The sequence below is a fragment of the Pantoea sp. B270 genome, from assembly GCF_018726825.1.
GTDB classification, from domain to species: Bacteria; Pseudomonadota; Gammaproteobacteria; order Enterobacterales; family Enterobacteriaceae; genus Pantoea; species Pantoea dispersa.
The window spans coordinates 1845298-1862279 of record NZ_JAHCSX010000001.1; the positions used below are offsets into that span (position 1 = coordinate 1845298).

The 16982-nt window shown below is 60.5% G+C and carries 17 protein-coding genes; 4 read left to right on the top strand and 13 right to left on the bottom strand.

Annotated elements, in window-relative coordinates; translation table 11 throughout:
- Window positions 1-121 precede the first annotated feature (121 nt).
- From KOL70_RS08845 to KOL70_RS08895, 11 genes are all read right to left on the bottom strand, one after another.
- Complete coding sequence (locus KOL70_RS08845; RefSeq protein WP_058769895.1) at window positions 122-691, bottom strand: UbiX family flavin prenyltransferase; 570 nt, start codon at window positions 689-691, stop codon at window positions 122-124.
- Window positions 692-804: 113 nt separating this feature from the next.
- Window positions 805-2322, bottom strand: a complete 1518-nt coding sequence (gene purF / locus KOL70_RS08850) for an amidophosphoribosyltransferase (RefSeq protein WP_021509182.1) — start codon at window positions 2320-2322, stop codon at window positions 805-807.
- A gap of 33 nt (window positions 2323-2355) precedes the next feature.
- On the bottom strand, window positions 2356-2841 hold the full coding sequence (gene cvpA / locus KOL70_RS08855) for a colicin V production protein (RefSeq protein WP_021509181.1): 486 nt from the start codon (window positions 2839-2841) through the stop codon (window positions 2356-2358).
- A 250-nt stretch (window positions 2842-3091) separates the two neighbouring features.
- Complete coding sequence (gene dedD / locus KOL70_RS08860) at window positions 3092-3841, bottom strand: cell division protein DedD (RefSeq protein WP_215480524.1); 750 nt, start codon at window positions 3839-3841, stop codon at window positions 3092-3094.
- Window positions 3831-5099 (bottom strand): bifunctional tetrahydrofolate synthase/dihydrofolate synthase, encoded by a 1269-nt coding sequence (folC, locus tag KOL70_RS08865; RefSeq protein ID WP_215480525.1) that lies wholly within the window; start codon window positions 5097-5099, stop codon window positions 3831-3833. Before folC ends, dedD begins: the two co-directional genes overlap by 11 nt.
- 72 nt (window positions 5100-5171) lie before the next feature.
- Window positions 5172-6080, bottom strand: a complete 909-nt coding sequence (gene accD, locus KOL70_RS08870) for an acetyl-CoA carboxylase, carboxyltransferase subunit beta (protein ID WP_021509178.1) — start codon at window positions 6078-6080, stop codon at window positions 5172-5174.
- A 132-nt stretch (window positions 6081-6212) separates the two neighbouring features.
- Window positions 6213-6875, bottom strand: coding sequence for a DedA family protein (locus KOL70_RS08875; protein WP_010617492.1), 663 nt, complete (start codon window positions 6873-6875; stop codon window positions 6213-6215).
- Between the two features lie 27 nt (window positions 6876-6902).
- Window positions 6903-7715 carry a tRNA pseudouridine(38-40) synthase TruA gene (gene truA, locus KOL70_RS08880; protein WP_058758421.1) on the bottom strand — a complete coding sequence of 271 codons (813 nt, stop codon included), beginning with the start codon at window positions 7713-7715 and terminating at the stop codon, window positions 6903-6905.
- Entirely contained in the window at window positions 7715-8725 is a 1011-nt protein-coding gene (locus KOL70_RS08885; protein WP_058775824.1) for an aspartate-semialdehyde dehydrogenase, read from the bottom strand. Before KOL70_RS08885 ends, truA begins: the two co-directional genes overlap by 1 nt.
- Window positions 8726-8802: 77 nt before the next feature.
- On the bottom strand, window positions 8803-9939 hold the full coding sequence (gene pdxB / locus KOL70_RS08890; protein WP_215480526.1) for a 4-phosphoerythronate dehydrogenase PdxB: 1137 nt from the start codon (window positions 9937-9939) through the stop codon (window positions 8803-8805).
- A 57-nt stretch (window positions 9940-9996) separates the two neighbouring features.
- A complete protein-coding gene (locus KOL70_RS08895) occupies window positions 9997-10776 on the bottom strand; it encodes a helix-turn-helix domain-containing protein (protein WP_021509174.1) in 780 nt (259 codons plus the stop codon).
- A 95-nt stretch (window positions 10777-10871) separates the two neighbouring features.
- Here KOL70_RS08895 and KOL70_RS08900 point away from each other — a divergent pair, with 95 nt between their 5' ends.
- The gene (locus KOL70_RS08900) at window positions 10872-11777 is read left to right on the top strand and encodes a DMT family transporter (RefSeq protein WP_215480527.1); all 906 of its coding nucleotides are present in this window, start codon (window positions 10872-10874) and stop codon (window positions 11775-11777) included.
- On the opposite strand, the gene KOL70_RS08905 is transcribed toward KOL70_RS08900, so the two are convergent.
- Both KOL70_RS08905 and tctD read right to left on the bottom strand, forming a co-directional pair.
- Window positions 11764-13140 carry a sensor histidine kinase gene (locus KOL70_RS08905; protein WP_021509172.1) on the bottom strand — a complete coding sequence of 459 codons (1377 nt, stop codon included), beginning with the start codon at window positions 13138-13140 and terminating at the stop codon, window positions 11764-11766. The genes KOL70_RS08900 and KOL70_RS08905 overlap by 14 nt on opposite strands.
- Entirely contained in the window at window positions 13131-13802 is a 672-nt protein-coding gene (gene tctD, locus KOL70_RS08910; RefSeq protein WP_021509171.1) for a transcriptional regulator TctD, read from the bottom strand. The genes KOL70_RS08905 and tctD overlap by 10 nt, the downstream gene beginning before the upstream one ends.
- A gap of 132 nt (window positions 13803-13934) precedes the next feature.
- On the opposite strand from tctD, the gene KOL70_RS08915 reads away from it, so the two are divergent.
- Genes KOL70_RS08915 through KOL70_RS08925 form a run of 3 tightly spaced genes read left to right on the top strand, consistent with a single transcriptional unit; the run spans window position 13935 to window position 16864 of the window.
- Window positions 13935-14900, top strand: coding sequence for a tripartite tricarboxylate transporter substrate binding protein (locus KOL70_RS08915; protein WP_241492952.1), 966 nt, complete (start codon window positions 13935-13937; stop codon window positions 14898-14900).
- A gap of 11 nt (window positions 14901-14911) precedes the next feature.
- Window positions 14912-15343 carry a tripartite tricarboxylate transporter TctB family protein gene (locus KOL70_RS08920; protein ID WP_021509169.1) on the top strand — a complete coding sequence of 144 codons (432 nt, stop codon included), beginning with the start codon at window positions 14912-14914 and terminating at the stop codon, window positions 15341-15343.
- A 12-nt stretch (window positions 15344-15355) separates the two neighbouring features.
- Window positions 15356-16864: a tripartite tricarboxylate transporter permease gene (locus tag KOL70_RS08925; RefSeq protein WP_021509168.1), complete on the top strand. Its 1509-nt coding sequence runs from the start codon at window positions 15356-15358 to the stop codon at window positions 16862-16864.
- Window positions 16865-16982: the final 118 nt, after the last annotated feature.

The following is a 16982-nucleotide window of genomic DNA, read 5'->3' on the forward strand; positions in this document are numbered from 1 at the left end:
TGAGGGAAATATAACAGCGGTGTGAGGAAGAAAAAGTGAGATTGTTAACTTTTGGTGCACAAGATGCACGAACAGTGATCGGCCCCGCGCTTTTGCACGCATTCAGTGCATTATTGCACCATCATGCACCCTGCCAGCGGGTAAACAGATCTTCCGGCAGCTCGATATCAAACTGATCCAGCACGCGGTTGACCGTCTGATCAATCAAATCGTCGATGCGCTGCGGGCGGTGATAAAACGCCGGCACCGGCGGCATAATCAGCGCCCCAAGCTCGGCGGCGGTGGTCATCATGCGCAGATGACCGAGATGCAGCGGGGTTTCCCGCACGCACAGCACCAGCCGGCGCTGCTCTTTCAGCACCACGTCGGCGGCGCGCGTCAGCAGACTGTCGCTGTAGCTGTGCACAATGCCCGACAGGGTCTTCATGGAACATGGCAGAATTGCCATACCCAGCGTTTTGAACGAGCCGGACGAGATGCTGGCGGCGATATCGCGCACATCGTGCACCACATCGGCCAGTGCCTGCACGTCACGCAGGCTGTAATCGGTCTCCAGCGCCAGCGTCTGCCGCGCCGCCGGGCTCATCACCAGATGGGTTTCCACTTCGGCTAACGGTTGCAGCACCTGCAGCATACGCACGCCGTAGATCGCGCCGCTGGCGCCGGAAATACCAATGATGAGTCGTTTCATAATTCAGCCTTGCTGCAAAAGAGTGCGCCAATAATAGCCGCTCCGCCGCCATAAATACAAAAACAAACAGGGCGGGATTGCGCCCGCCCTGTTTCGTCTGCCTGAGACTGACCTTAACCTTCGTTATGCAGTTCCAGGTTTTCCACTTCGTTCTGACGCGCAATCGCTTTGGCATCGTCGTTACGCAGGGACTGCAGATATTCCAGATACTGCAGGTCAACGTCTTTGGTGACGTAGATGCCGTTGAACACTGAGCATTCGAACTGGGCAATATCCGGGTTCTCTTCACGCACCGCGTCGATCAGATCCTGCAGATCCTGGAAAATCAGCGCATCGGCTTTAATCAGCTGACGAATCTCTTCCACTTCACGGCCGTGCGCAATCAGCTCGGTAGCGCTCGGCATATCGATGCCGTAGACGTTAGGGAAGCGGATTTCCGGTGCCGCCGACGCCAGATAGACGCGCTTCGCGCCCGCTTCACGCGCCATCTCGATAATCTGCTCAGAGGTGGTGCCGCGCACAATCGAGTCATCCACCAGCAGCACGTTTTTATCGCGGAACTCAGCGCGGTTAGCGTTGAGCTTACGGCGCACCGCACTGCGGCGCAGCTGCTGGCCCGGCATAATAAAGGTACGGCCCACGTAGCGGTTTTTCACAAAACCCTGGCGGTACGGCTTATCAAGAATACGGGCGATCTCCAGCGCGGTATCGGTCGAGGTTTCCGGAATCGGGATCACCACGTCAATATCAAGATCTTCCCACTCGCGGGCAATTTTCTCGCCCAGCTTGGTGCCCATGCGCACGCGTGCGCTGTAGACGGAGATCTTGTCGAGGAACGAGTCCGGACGCGCAAAGTAAACGTACTCGAACAGGCACGGATTGCTTTTCGGGTTCTCTGCGCACTGGCGCGTCGAGAGCTGACCCTGCTCGGTGATGTACACCGCTTCGCCTGGCGCAACGTCACGAATAAATTCGAAGCCGAGCGTATCCAGCGCCACGCTCTCTGAGGCCACCATGTATTCGGTGCGGCCATCGGCCAGCTCACGCTTGCCCAGTACCAGCGGACGGATACCGTTAGGATCGCGGAACGCAACCATGCCGTGACCGATAATCATCGCCACCACGGCGTAAGCACCGCGCACCTGCTGATGCACTGCCGCCACGGCAGCAAAAATGTTGTCAGCTTCCAGCGGATAGTGCTGAAAACGATCCAGCTCCTGAGCAAAGATGTTGAGCAGGATTTCGGAATCTGAGGTGGTATTAACATGACGGCGACCGACTTCGAACAGCTGCTTGCGCAGTTCATGGGCGTTGGTCAGGTTACCGTTGTGAGCCAGCGTGATGCCGTACGGCGAGTTCACGTAGAAGGGCTGCGCTTCAGAGGCGCTGGAGCTGCCGGCAGTCGGATAACGCACGTGGCCGATACCCATATTTCCCTGCAAACGCTGCATGTGGCGCGCTTCAAACACGTCGCTGACCAGGCCATTGGCCTTACGCAGACGGAAGCAGTTCAGCGCATCGATGGTACAAATGCCGGCGGCATCCTGCCCGCGGTGCTGCAGCACCGTTAACGCGTCATAGATCGACTGGTTTACTGGCATAAAACCGGTGATACCAACAATACCGCACATGTTGTCATTTCCTCATTAGCCGCACTCCCGGTGTTACCGGGGTAAAAAACTCGACGTGCTTTTCAGGTAATCGAAAAACCACCTGATGATGTAACTGAACTGGGGAATGAGTTGAGACTGTTGCCAGTCCGGACTTTTTGAAAAGCCGGTGAATGTATCAAGGAAGAAGAGAATGGCGGATACAATCAGCACGCCACGCAACGCCCCGAAACAGACCCCCAACACCCTGTCGGTTCCCGACAAGCCGGTTTTCTCAACCAGCGAGCCGATCACATAGTTCACGATGGCACCCACAATCAGGGTGGCAACGAATAACACCGCGATGGCGATGCCGTTGCGAACCAGTTCGTCGTCAAAACCTGTAAACCAGACTGCAAGGTAGGCGTAGTAATGACTGGCGACAAAAAACGCGCATCCCCAGGTAACAAGAGATAAGGCTTCCCGGACAAACCCGCGAATCAGGCTGACCAGAGCCGAAAAACCAACTACCGCAATAATGACGTAATCAATCCAGATCATGAACGCTTCCAGTACAGTGCATTTGCACCCCTGCATCCAGTTCGGGGCGCATTCTAACAGAAAAAGAAAACGTTTGCGTAGGGTTTTCCGGTTCTGTCCCGAGAAAAAGGGCGATGAAAAAAACTTTCCTCGCCCTTGTTGATGTCAGCCATTTAACCTGCTGATATTCCATAAATTTTCAGTAACGCTTCGCTAAAAAACACGCCAAAAGCCGCGCCTGTTTCTGCTATCGGCGCGGCTTATCAGTTGATCAGCGTGTGCTGTACGGCTTCACAACGCCGCCGAGGCCGGAGATGCCTTTCAGCTCGCCGAGTGCGCCCTGCAGTTTCGCTTTGGACGCATCCGGCCCCACGTAAATACGGGTGATCTGCCCCTGCACCGGCGTCGACGGCACGGTAAAGGCGCGATAGCCGGAGAGCCGCAGCTGCGCCACGATCTCATTCACTTTGGCAGCGTTCTTCAGCGCGCCGAGCTGTACCACATACGCCTGTCCTGCTGGCGCGGCCGGCTCGCTCTGCTTCGGCGTTTCCGCCGCTTTAGGCTGCTCTGTAGTTTTTGGCTGTTCTGTCGCTTTCGGTTGTTCTGCCGGCTTCGGTTTCGGCTGCTCCACCGGTTTAGGCTTCGGCTGCTCGACCGGCTTCGGCTTCACCTGCTCAACCGGCTTCTGCTGCTGATGCACCGGCGGCGGCGTCACTACGCTGGGCTGGCTGTTCTGCACTGGCTGCGTGCTGCCGCTGGCGGCACTGCTCTGCGTTGCGCTGCTGGCGGGCGCCTGCTGCGCCGCGCTCGCACCTTCTGGCGGCTGCGACGGCAGCGGCTGCGTCACCGGCGGCACCATTTCGCTATCCTGCTGATCGTCAGGCTTTGGCACCAGCGGAATCGCCGCGAACTCCTCTTTATAATGCTTTTTCTTACCGTCCAGCAGACCCGGTAACACGATGACGCCAATCGCCACCAGAATCACCGTGCCCACTAAACGATTCTGAAACTTACTTGCCACTGCCGTTCTCCGCTGCCATCGATTGCATTACCTGCGCCACGGTGTGGAACGAGCCGCACACCAGAATCACATCGTCAGGCTGAGCCTGCTGCCGCGCCGCCTGCCACGCGGCTTCAACGCTCTGCCAGGCGCTGCCGCCCTGCAGATGCGCCATCAGCTCATCAGCGGACGCGCCGCGCGGGCCGTCGAGCGGCGCGCAATACCAGCGGTTGACCTGCGGCGCCAGCGCGGCCAGCGTCCCGGCGATATCCTTGTCGTGCAGCATGCCAACCACCGCATGCACCGTGCCGTGTGCCGGCAGCTCAGCGAGACGTGAAGCCAGATAATAAGCCGCATGCGGATTGTGTGCCACATCAAGGATCACGCGCGGCGCGGTGCTGACTGTCTGGAAACGCCCCGGCAGAATCGCCAGCGGCAGATGCTGACGAATCAGCGCCTCGCTCACCGTCAGGCCGGAAGCGCGCAGCGCCGCAATGGCGGTGGCCGCGTTAGGGAGCGGCACCTGGGGCAGCGGCAGATCGCGCAGTTCACCCTGGGCATCCTGCAGCGTCCAGCTGTCGCCCTCGCGCTGCCACTGCCAGTCGCGGTTAATTTGTAACAGCTGCGCGCCCTTCTCCGTGGCCACCTGAGCAATGGTGTCGGGCATATCGGCCTCGCCGACCACCGCCGGTTTACCGCCGCGGAATACGCCGGCCTTCTCGCGGCCAATGCTGGCGCGATCCGGCCCCAGCCAGTCGGTGTGGTCCAGAGCAATGCTGGTGATCACCGCCACGTCGGCGTCGACAATGTTCGTCGCATCCAGCCGGCCGCCCAGCCCCACTTCCAGAATCACGACGTCCAGCTGCGCTTCACGGAACAGATTAAGCGCGGACAGCGTGCCAAACTCAAAGTAGGTGAGCGAAATATCGCCGCGTCCGGCCTCGATGGCGGCAAAGCTGGCACTGTGCCGGGCTTCATCCAGCTCTGCACCCTGCACGCGCACGCGTTCGGTGTAACGCACCAGATGCGGCGAGCTGTAGACGCCAACGCGATAGCCTGCGGCCATTAGCAGGGTTTCCAGCGTACGGCAGGTGGTGCCTTTGCCGTTGGTGCCGGCGACGGTGAAGACAAACGGAGCGGGTTTTAGCAGGTCGAGGCGTGCGGCGACGCGCTGAATACGGTCCAGGCCCAGATCGATAGCCTGAGAATGCAGATGCTCAAGATAATGAAGCCACGTGGCCAGAGGCGACGTGGCTTGCGGGAGGTGAAGAGTGTCCATGTGCCCTGTTAGCTCTTTACGATGTGGTGCATGAATAAAAAGGCGCATCACTCTGCGCCTTTCGGTTGCCTGTCAGGCTTCGTTGCTCTCCGGCTCAGCCGCAGTCGGGCGATCACCATCCTGCAGCGGTGCCGGCAGGTTCATCATTTTCGCCAGCAGGCTGGCCAGCTTAAAGCGCATTTCCGGACGACGGATGATCATGTCGATCGCGCCTTTTTCGATCAGGAACTCACTGCGCTGGAAGCCCGGCGGCAGCTTTTCACGTACCGTCTGTTCAATTACGCGTGGGCCGGCAAAGCCGATCAGCGCTTTTGGCTCTGCGACGTTTAAATCGCCCAGCATCGCGAAGCTGGCGGAGACGCCACCCATGGTCGGGTCAGTCAGTACCGAAATATACGGCAGACCGCGCTCCTGCATTTTTGCCAGCGCCGCACTGGTTTTCGCCATCTGCATCAGCGACTGCAGCGCTTCCTGCATACGCGCACCGCCAGAGGCGGAGAAGCAGATCAGTGGGCAGTTGTCTTCCAGCGCCTGCTCAACCGCACGCACGAAACGGGCGCCGACCACCGAGCCCATTGAGCCGCCCATAAAGGAGAACTCAAACGCGGCAGCCACCACCGGCATACCGTGCAGCTGGCCTTTCATTACCACCAGCGCATCTTTCTCGCCGGTCTCTTTCTGTGCCGCAACCAGACGATCTTTGTACTTCTTCGAGTCGCGGAACTTGAGCAGGTCTTTCGGTTCCAGCTCGCTACCCAGCTCTGTCATCGAACCTTCATCCATCAGGCTATGCAGACGCTCGCGCGCGTGCATACGCATGTGGTGGTCGCACTTCGGGCAGACTTCAAGGTTGCGCTCCAGCTCGGCGCGGTACAGCACCTGACCACAGCTATCGCATTTGGTCCACACCCCTTCCGGGATGCTGGCTTTGCGCGAAGGCGTGGTAGTGCTTTTATTCAGTATGCGTTCAATCCAGCTCATTGATGACCTTTCTGTTTAATGCTGACCTGGTCCAGTCTTGTCGTTACTGCTGAAATCACCTTCAGCAGGCCGTAAATGTCGCTCATTAAACCACAACCCGTTCACGCTGTGGATAAAAATCTGGTAACAGGCTTACTGCGACTTGTGCTGACGCGCCTGGCGGCGGTGACGCCACACTTCAATCACGCCTGGCAGTACCGAGACAATGATGATGCCGACAATCAGCAACTTAAGGTTTTCCTGCACCACCGGCAGGTCACCAAACAGGTAACCGGCATAGGAGAATAGCAGGACCCACAGCAGCGCGCCTGTCACGTTAAAGAGCGCGAAGTGGCGATAAGACATGTGTCCCATTCCCGCCACAAAGGGGGCAAAGGTTCGCACGATTGGCACAAAGCGCGCAAGTATAATGGTTTTGCCGCCGTGGCGATCGTAAAACGCGTGGGTTTTGTCGAGGTAGCTGCGGCGGAAAATTTTCGAGTTCGGGTTACTGAACAGCTTCTCGCCAAACAGCCGGCCAATGGTGTAGTTAACCGCGTCGCCGAGGATCGCGGCAATCACCAGCAGCGTCACCATCAGATGCACGTTGAGGTCGTTGCCCGGCAGCGCCGCCAGCGCACCGGCGACGAACAGCAGCGAATCACCCGGCAGGAACGGCGTAACCACCAGCCCGGTTTCACAGAACAGAATCAGGAACAAAATGGCGTAAATCCAGATGCCGTACTGCGCCACCAGCTCGGCCAGATGCACGTCAATGTGCAGAATGAAATCGACGATAAAGTGGATAAACTCCATAACAGCTAACTCCCTGACACTTTCCGATTAAAATGAATCCGCGAGGAACAACGGTCCCAGCGCAGGCTGAGGTAACGCAAACTGAGCAGGGTAATCCACCGCCACCAGATACAGCCCTTCGGCTTTCGCCGTTGCCGCCGCCAGCGTACGATCTTTTGCCGCCAGCAGCGTGGCCATCCACGTTTCCGGCTGATTGCCGCAGCCAATCTCCAGCAGACTGCCGACGATATTGCGCACCATGTGATGCACAAAGGCGTTGGCTTTGATATCGACAATCACGTACGGCCCCAGGCGCGTGACGTTGAGATGCATCACGTTGCGCCACGGCGTGCGCGACTGGCACTGCACCGCACGGAACGAGGTAAAATCGTTCTCACCCAGTAAAGCCTGGGCGGCGCGGTGCATCTTTTCCGCATCCAGCGGATGGTAAAAATGGGTAATGCCGTTACCGAGAATTGCCGGGCGCAGCCGCTGGTTGTAGATCACGTAGCGATAACGGCGCGCGGTGGCGCTGAAGCGCGCGTGAAAGCTTTCCGGCACCGCTTTCACCCAGCGCACCGCAATATCGTCCGGCAGGTTGGCGTTCACGCCCAGCGTCCAGGCGCTGTCGGCACGCGAGGAGGTGGTCTCAAAATGCACCACCTGGCCGGTGCCGTGCACGCCCGCGTCGGTGCGTCCGGCGCAAAACACGTTCACCGGGTGATTGGCCACTTTCGCCAGTGCTTTTTCCAGCTTTTCCTGCACGCTGCGTACTTCATTCTGGCGCTGCCAGCCGTAGTAACGGCTGCCGTCATACTCAATGCCGAGCGCCAGCTTAAACGGGGTCGCGTCTTCCAGCATTAATACAGATACTCCTGCACCAGCTTCTCTGCGGTTTTCACCGCCATCAGCGCGCCGCCGAAGCGGATGTTGTCGGCCACCGACCAGAACTGCAGCAGCTCCGGGATGCCGTAGTCGTTGCGCACGCTGCCAATGCTCAGGGCTTCACTGCCGGAGGCGTCGCTGACCGGCGTCGGGTAATCACCGTCGTCGCTCAGGCTGATATCGTCGGCGCGCGCCAGTTCGTCACGCGCTTCCTCCGCCGACAGCGGCCGCAGGTTTTCGATATAGACGATCTGCGCGTTGCCGTAGAACACCGGCGCCTGCACGCTGCTCACCGCAATCGGTAATCCTTCATCCTGCAGCACTTTACGCACCTGATCGACCAGTCGGCGCTCGCTCGCCACGCTGCCGGCACTGTCCGCCTGCTGCGGCAGCAGGTTGAACGCCAGCTGGCGGCCAAAATAGTGCTCATCGGCCGGTACGCCGTTCAGCAGCCGCGCGCTCTCACCGGCCAGTCCATCAACTGCTGCTTTACCGTGGCTGGAGACCGACACCAGATTGGTCACCTGCAGACGGCCTAAACCGGCGGTATCCACCAGCGGTTTGATGGCGCTTAACAGCTGGCTCACCAGCGCATCGGCCACGGTAATGATGTTGCGATTACGGTAATCCGCCAGCACCTGTGGATTGACATCCGGCACCACCAGTGGCACGTCCGGCTCCAGCGCGAACAGGTCGCTGCTGTCGATTACCAGGCAACCCTGGCTGGCGGCTTCTTCGGCATAACGCGCCGACGCCTCGCGACCGGCGGTAAAGAACGCCAGCTGCGCCTGCGACCAGTCAAATTCCGCCGCGTCCTGCACGCGCAGCGAGCGGCCATCAAAACGCACGCTCTCTCCGGCGCTGTTTTCACTCGCCAGCAGATATAACTCACCAACCGGGAACTGGCGTTCCGCCAGCAGTTCCAGTACAGCGTTCCCTACTGCGCCTGTCGCGCCCAGTAGCGCAATATTCCAGCCGTCAGACATGTTGGTTTACTCCAGACAATGACATAAAAAAGAGAGGCGATGACATGCATCGCCCATTAATTCAGAAAAATCAGAGATTAGTGATTCGCCCGCAGCGTGGCGCTGAAGCCAAGCTGATTGAGCAGCGCCGCGCTCTCCGCCTCATCACAGATCACCTGCAGCGAAGACCACTCGCGGCGCTCGACATACTGCTTGCGCAGGCGATCAAATTCGCCCGGCTGCGCGGCCACTTTGCGCAGCGGCGCATCGTCGCGGCGCACATCATACACCAGATGTACCAGGCGTTTCAGCGTCGGCTGATCGAGCTTGCCGTGCAGCGTAAGGATGCCAAACTCGGGGCGCGGCAGCAGCGTGTCCAGCGCCACCTGCTGCGGCTGACCAATAAATTCGCTCCACGCCTCAAACACCTGAGTGGTGCCGCGCGCTTTCCCTTCAAGGGTATAACCGGCGATATGCGCAGTGGCGATATCGACCTTGTCCAGCAGATCGAGGTTGAGATCCGGCTCCGGTTCCCACACGTCCAGCACCACGCTGAGATCGTTACGCAGCCGGAGCACCTCCAGCAGCGCGGCGTTATCCACCACCGGACCCCGGCAGGCATTGATCAGAATGGTGTTGGGGCGCAGCGCCATCAGCAGTGCGGCATCGGCCAGATGCCAGCTTTTATAGCGGCCATCTTTAAACAGCGGCGTGTGAAAGGTCAGGATATCGGCCTGTGCCACCAGCGCGTCGAGCGAGTGAAAATCTTCGTCATCGCCGCGATCGGCGCGCGGCGGATCGCACAGCAGGGTTTTTACTCCCCACGCGGCGAGGCGTTTAGCCAGCCGTCCGCCCACGTTACCGACGCCGACGATGCCCACGGTGCGATCGCGCAGATCAAAGCCGTCGCGTTCGGCCAGCAGCAGCAGCGCGGAGAACACGTACTCCACCACCGCAATCGCGTTACAGCCCGGCGCGGCCGAGAAGCCGATCCCGGCCGCCGCCAGCGAGGCATCATCGACATGATCGGTGCCGGCAGTGGCGGTGCCGACAAACTTCACCGGCGTGCCGGCCAGCAGCGCGGCATCCACTTTGGTGACGGAGCGCACCATCAGCGCGCTGGCATCCTGCAGTTCGGCTGCCGGCAGCGGGCGGCCCGGCACCGCCACCACCTCTCCGGTGCGGCTGAACAGTTCACGGGCGTAGGGCATATTTTCATCGACGAGAATTTTCACGGCGGCGGTCCTGTCTGCTTGAAATAAACGGGGCATATCATGGCACAAAGCCGGGGATTAACCTAACCGACTGCGATAGCGATCCGGCGTGGTGCCCGCCTGCTGCTGAAACATCACGATCAGCGCGGAGGCGGAACTGTAACCCAGCTCGTGGGCGATGCCCTGCACGCTGCAGCCCTGCTCCAGCAGCGCAATTGCGCGCAAAAAGCGTAAACGCTGGCGCCACTCGCTGAATGACATCTGCAGCTGCTGCTGACAGCGCCGCGCCAGCGTACGCTCGGTGGTAAATACGCGCTTCGCCCATTGTGCCAGCGTGGTGTTATCACCCGGGTTCTCTTCCAGCGCGCGCAAAATCGGCGCGAGGAATTTATCGTCGGACATCGGCAGATAGCTGGTGTTCACCGGTGCAAGACGCAGCCGATCAATCAGCACTTCGCACAGCCGCCAGTCGGCGTCGCTCTGCGGCTGCTCCAGCGCGCGGCGGGCAAAATCATTCATGATGGCGTGCACGATGGCGTCCACGCTCAGCAGGCAGGCTTTCTCTGGCATGCCGGCGCATAAATCCGCGGCAAGGTTAAAGGTGCGAAACTGCGCCTGGCAGTGGTTGTAGCTGCTGTGGCGCTGGCCCGGCGGGATCCAGATCGGCATCTCGGCCGGCGTCAGCAGCCGCTCGCCCTCCACTTCCATCTCCAGCACGTGGCTGGTGACAAATATCGCCTGGCCCCAGTCGTGCTGGTGCGGCAGGTATTCGGTTTTGGCGTTGGTTTGCTCATAGCGCATGAAAAAACGCAGCAGCGGCGCGTCGCGCGGTGGCTGATATTCAACCTGAAGATTCATTCTGTCCGGTCACTAACGAATTTTGTCCGATTTTAACTATCTACTTTAAACCGGTCAAACGTAAGCTAGTCGCGATTCACATTCGGAGCCGTACTATGAACTTATTGTTACCGCTGGTGGCGGTGCTGATCTGGTCGATCAACACCATCGTCAGCAAGCTGTCAGCCGGCAGCATCGATCCTGCTGCCATCTCTTTTTACCGCTGGTTGCTGGCGCTGCTGGTGCTTACGCCCTTCTGCCTGCCGGGCGTATGGCGCCATCGTCACACCATCAAAACCCAGCTGTGGCGCTTACTGGTGCTGGGCCTGCTCGGCATGGTGCTGTACCAGAGCCTCGCCTATTATGCGGCACACAGCGTTTCGGCGGTGATGATGGGGATTCTTGGTGCCACCATTCCGCTGCTGACCATCCTGCTCAGCCTGGTGGTACTGCGCCTTGCGCCGACGCGCGGCATTCTGATTGGCGGCCTGCTGTCGTTTGCCGGGCTGGTGTGGCTGGTGAGCGCCGGCAACCCGGCGCAGCTGCTGAGCCAGCGCCTCGGCAACGGCGAGCTGATGATGCTGGCGGCCTCAACTTCCTACGCGCTGTACGGCGTACTGACGAAGCGCTGGGCAATCCCGCTGCCGACGTGGCAAAGCCTGTACGTGCAAATCTTCTTCGGCGTGCTGTTGCTGCTGCCCGGCTTCTGGCACGCGCCGGAGGTGGCGCTGAACGCCGACAATATTCCGCTGGTGCTGTTCGCCGGGCTGTTTGCCTCGATTGTGGCGCCGTTCCTGTGGATCCTTGGCGTGCAGCGCCTCGGCGCCAGCACCACCAGTATTTTCATGAACTTCGTGCCGGTGTTTACCGCCATCATTGCCGTGCTGTTCCTGCACGAACAGTTGCATGCTTACCACTGGATTGGCGGCGGTCTGACGCTGGTCGGGGTGATTCTGGCGCAGCGGCTGAAAACCCCGCTGCGTAAAGCGCGCGTGATGGCTCCGCCGATCAGCGAAAGCTAACCGTCACCCGCAGTCCGCCCAGCTGCGGGCTGCGGTCCAGCTGCAGCTGAGCGCCGTGCCAGGCGCAGATATCCTGCACCAGCGCCAGTCCGATGCCCGCGCCGGGCTGGCTGGCGTGATCGAGCCGGCCAAACGGCTGCAGCGCCTGCCGCTGCTGATCCGCCGCGATGCCCGGCCCGCTGTCTTCAATCTCCAGCACCTTTTGCCGCAGCCGCGCGGTCACCGTACCGCCGTGTGGCGTGTATTTGATGGCGTTGTCCAGCAGATTGGCGCACAGCTCGGCCAGCAACAGCGCATCGCCCTGCACCTGGCTCGCCGCCTGCTCTTCAAAGCCCAGGTCGATCTGTTTACGCCGCGCCGCCGCATAACCGCTAAAACAGGCCTGCTGCACGATGTCGCTCAGGTTGACCTCACTGAAAGGCTTGTCTTCGCCGTGACGCGCCTTGATTTGCGCCAGCTGTAGCAGGCGATCGGTGAGCTGAACGGTGTCGTCCAGCGTGTGGCGCATGCCCTGCAGGCTTTCGCGCCACTGCTGCGGGTCGTCGCTGCTGAGCGCGACGCCAACCTGGGTTTTCAGGATGGTGAGCGGCGTGCGCAGCTGGTGCGACACATCGGCGCTAAAGCGTTCCTGCCGCGCCAGAAGCCCGCGCAGCCGCTCCAGATGGCGGTTGAAGGCGACGATCAGCGGCTGCAGTTCGGACCACGGCAGCAGCGACGGCAGCGGCGTCAGTTCGCCCGGCGCGCGGCGCAGCATCATGCGTGACAGCCGGCGCAGCGGGCGCAGCACTTTACGCAGCAGCAGCCCGGCCAGCAGCAGCGTGATCAGCACCAGAAAACTCTGGCTGATCAGCGCGGTGCGCAGCAGACTGTCGGCAAAGGCGTGGCGTGAGTTAAGCGTTTCCGCCACCAGCACCAGCGCCATGCCCTGCACGCCTTCCTCGTTCACCGGCTGCCACAGCGCGGCCACGCGAATCGGCTGCTTGCGGTAGTGCGCATCGTAGAAATGCACCAGCGCCGGGTAGACATCGGACAGCGGCGCGTTGCCCGGCACCAGCGGTAAATCCGGGTAGCCGGACAGCGTGTGCCCTTCAGGCGAAATCACCTGGTAGAACAGCTGATCGTTCATGTTGCGCTCAAAGCTGTCCAGCACCACCCACGGCACATCCACCTCCAGCCGCTGATGACGTACCACCAGCCGCTCGGCCACGGTGCGCGCCGAGGCCAGCAGCGAGCGATCGTAGGCTTGATTTGCCGCCTGCAGCGCGCTCTGATAGTGGGTGTAGACCGATAATCCCCACAGCAGCAGCAGCGGCGCGCCCAGCCATGCCAGCAATTCGCCGCGCAGCGAGTGAATCAGTCGCACGGCTGAACCTCGAGGCTGTAACCGAGCCCGCGCAGCGTAACGATTGCCACGTCGCTGCCCGCCAGCTTTTTGCGTACCCGATGCACATACAGCTCAATGCTCTCCGGGCTGGCCTCATCCGCCAGCGTGAAGGTCTGCTCGTACAGATGCTGGCGCGACACCGGCCGCCCCGGACGCTGCATCAGCGTCGATAGCACGCTGGCCTCGCGCGGCGTCAGCGGCAGCGGTTTGTGATTCAGCAGAAAATAGCCTTCCGCATCGCGCTCCAGCTGGCCGAGGCTTTGCGTCTGCGTTGCCTGCCCCTGGCTGCGGCGCAGCAGCGCGCGCAGCCGCGCGTCCAGCTCGTCCAGCTCAAACGGTTTAGTGAGGTAATCATCGGCGCCGGCATTCAGTCCCTGCACGCGCTGCTGCAGCGCGCTTTGTGCGGTGAGCAGCAGCACCGGCACGTGTTGCCCGCGCCGGCGCAGGCGCGCCAGCACCGCCAGGCCATCGAGCCGCGGCAGCGACACGTCCAGCACCACCAGCGCATAGTCTTCGCTTTGCAGCACATGGTCCGCCGCCACCCCGTCGGCCACCCAGTCCACGGCGAAGCCTTTTTGCGTCAGCGCTTTCTGCAGCCAGTTGGCCAGCTCCACGGTATCTTCCACCAGTAAGAGACGCATATCACATCCTGTTAGTTTTGCCGATGGCTGAAAGGTAAATGAAAGGTTGCTGTTTTAACAATTCAGCAACCCCGAATGTTCGGTGGCAATCACACTCTGGAAGAAACAATGGAGCGACAGATGAAAAAAACAATGCGCACCGCCTTTGCCACAACCCTGCTGGCTTTTTCCCTCGCGGCGGCTCAGGCCGCAGCACCCGAGCGAACCGAATGTATCGCCCCGGCCAAACCCGGCGGCGGTTTTGATCTGACCTGTAAACTGATCCAGGTTTCCTTGCAGGAAACCGGGCAGATCACCACGCCGATGCGCGTAACCTACATGCCCGGTGGCGTCGGTGCCGTGGCCTATAACGCCATCATTGCGCAGCGGCCCGCCGAAGCAGGCACGCTGGTGGCCTTCTCCGGCGGGTCGCTGCTGAACCTGTCGCAGGGCAAGTTTGGGCGGTATTCGGTGGATGATGTGAAGTGGCTGGCGGCCGTCGGCACCGACTACGGCATGGTGGCGGTGCGTGCCGATGCACCGTGGAAAACGCTGGGCGAGTTGCTGGCGGCGATGAAGAACGATCCGACCAAAGTGGTGGTTGGTGCCGGCGCCTCCATCGGCAGCCAGGACTGGATGAAAACGGCGCTGCTGGCGCGGGAAGCCGGTATCGATCCGCGCAAAATGCGCTATGTGGCGTTCGAAGGCGGCGGCGAACCGGTCACCGCGCTGCTTGGCAATCACATCCAGGTGGTATCAGGCGACATGAGCGAAATGGTGCCTCATCTGCAAAGCGGCAAGATGCGCGTGCTGGCCGTGATGAGCGATAAACGTTTGCCGGGCGAACTGGCTGACATCCCGACCGCCAAAGAGCAGGGCTTTAACGTCGAGTGGCCGATCATTCGCGGCTATTACCTCGGCCCTAAAGTCAGCGACGCCGATTATCAGTGGTGGGAACAGGCGTTTAAAAAACTGGTCACCACCAAAGAGTTTCAGCAGCAGCGCGATCTGCGCGGCCTGTTTGAGTTCAACCTGTTCGGGAGCGAGCTGGACGCCTACGTTAAGAAACAGGTGGCTGACTATCGCGAACAGGCGAAATCCTTCGGCCTGGCGAAATAACGGAGGCGCACATGAGCGATCGTATTTTTGCTGCCGTCTGGCTGGTGCTGTGCCTGGCCGGACTGTTTATCGGCTGGCAGATTCAGAGCGAGTACAGCTACGAGCCGGTTGGCCCGCGCCCTTTCCCGCTGCTGCTGCTCGGGCTGATGGCGATCTGCGCAGTGATGATGCTGCTGCGCAAGCCGGACAGCGTGCAGTGGCCGGTGGCCTCAACGCTGAAAAAGCTGCTGGCGCTGTGCGTGATGCTAATCGTCTATGGCTGGCTTTTTGAGCGTCTTGGTTTTGCCCTGTGTACCACGCTGCTGACCTTTGGCATCGGCATGCTGTTTGGTGCGCGCTGGTGGGCGGCGGCGCTCTCCGGCGCGGTAATGGGCATTTCACTGTTCTACGCCTTCGATCATCTGCTGGATGTCACCCTGCCCTTCGGCAGCTGGCTGAGCTAACGGGAGTCACTTATGGATACCTGGTCTTTTCTGATGCAGGGCTTCGCCGTCGCCATGACGCCGGAAAACCTGATGATTGCCCTGATAGGCTGCTTTATCGGCACCATCGTCGGCCTGCTGCCGGGGCTTGGGCCGATTAACGGCGTCGCGATTCTGATGCCGCTGGCGTTTGCGCTGCACTTACCGGCGGAATCCGCGCTGATCCTGCTGGCAACGGTGTATATCGGCTGCGAATATGGCGGGCGCATCTCGTCGATTCTGCTCAACGTGCCGGGGGATGCCGGGGCGATCATGACGGCGCTGGATGGCTATCCGATGGCGCAGCAGGGTAAAGCCGGCGTGGCGCTGTCGATCTCGGCGGTCAGCTCGTTTATCGGCTCGACCATTGCCATCATCGGCATCATTCTGTTTGCGCCAATCCTCGCCAACTGGTCGCTGGCGTTTGGTCCGGCAGAGTACTTCGCGCTGATGGTGTTCGCCATTGCCTGCCTCGGCAGCATGATGAGCCACAACCCGCTGAAGTCATTCCTCGCTGCGCTGATTGGCCTCGGCATGGCGACGGTGGGCGTTGATGCCAACACCGGCGTCTATCGCTTTACCTTTGACAGCGTGCATCTCTCGGACGGCATCCAGTTTGTGGTGGTGGTCATCGGCCTGTTCTCGGTGAGCGAAATTCTGCTGATGCTGGAGTCCACCAGCAGCGGCCAGAAGATGGTGCGCGCCAGCGGCCGCATGCTGTTCAATATGAAAGAGGCGGCACAGGCCACCGGCGCGACGCTGCGCGCTTCGTTCATTGGCTTCTTTGTCGGCGTGCTGCCAGGTGCCGGTGCCACCATCGCCAGCGCCATTGCCTATATGAGTGAGAAGAAAATCAGCGGCAGCGATCAGTTTGGCAAGGGTGACATTCGCGGCGTGGCAGCGCCGGAGGCCGCGAACAACGCCTCAGCCTGCGGATCGTTTATCCCGATGCTGACGCTGGGCATTCCCGGCTCCGGCACCACGGCGGTGATGGTCGGCGCGCTGACGCTGTATAACATCACGCCCGGTCCGGCGATGTTTACCGAGCAGCCGGACATCGTCTGGGGGCTGATCGCCGCGCTGCTGATCGGTAACGTGATGCTGCTGATCATGAACATCCCGATGATCAACATCTTTGCACGCATGCTGACCATTCCGCTGTGGTTCCTGGTACCGGCAATTGCCGCGATTTCGGCGGTGGGCGTGTATGCGGTGCACAGCACTACGTTTGACCTGCTGCTGATGGTCGGGCTGGGCATTTTCGGCTATATCCTGCGTAAGATGGATTTCCCGATGTCGCCGCTGATTCTCGGCTTTGTGCTGGGCGAAATGCTGGAGCAAAACCTGCGCCGCGCGCTGTCAATCAGTAACGGCAACCTGCCAATTCTGTGGGAAAGCCTGATCTGTAAAGTGCTGCTGGTGCTGGCTGTCGCCGTGCTGATGGTGCCGCCGCTGTGGAAGCGCTGGCGTCGCAAGCGCATGAAGCTGGCCGCCGCCGAATAAATCCGTGTCTTATTGTTTTTCTCCCTGCCGCCCCCGTGGATTTCCCGGGGGCTTTTGCTATCATGTGCCATCGTTTTTCCGGCGCACCCGGATCTGACTCGTTTTCAAGGATTCCGCC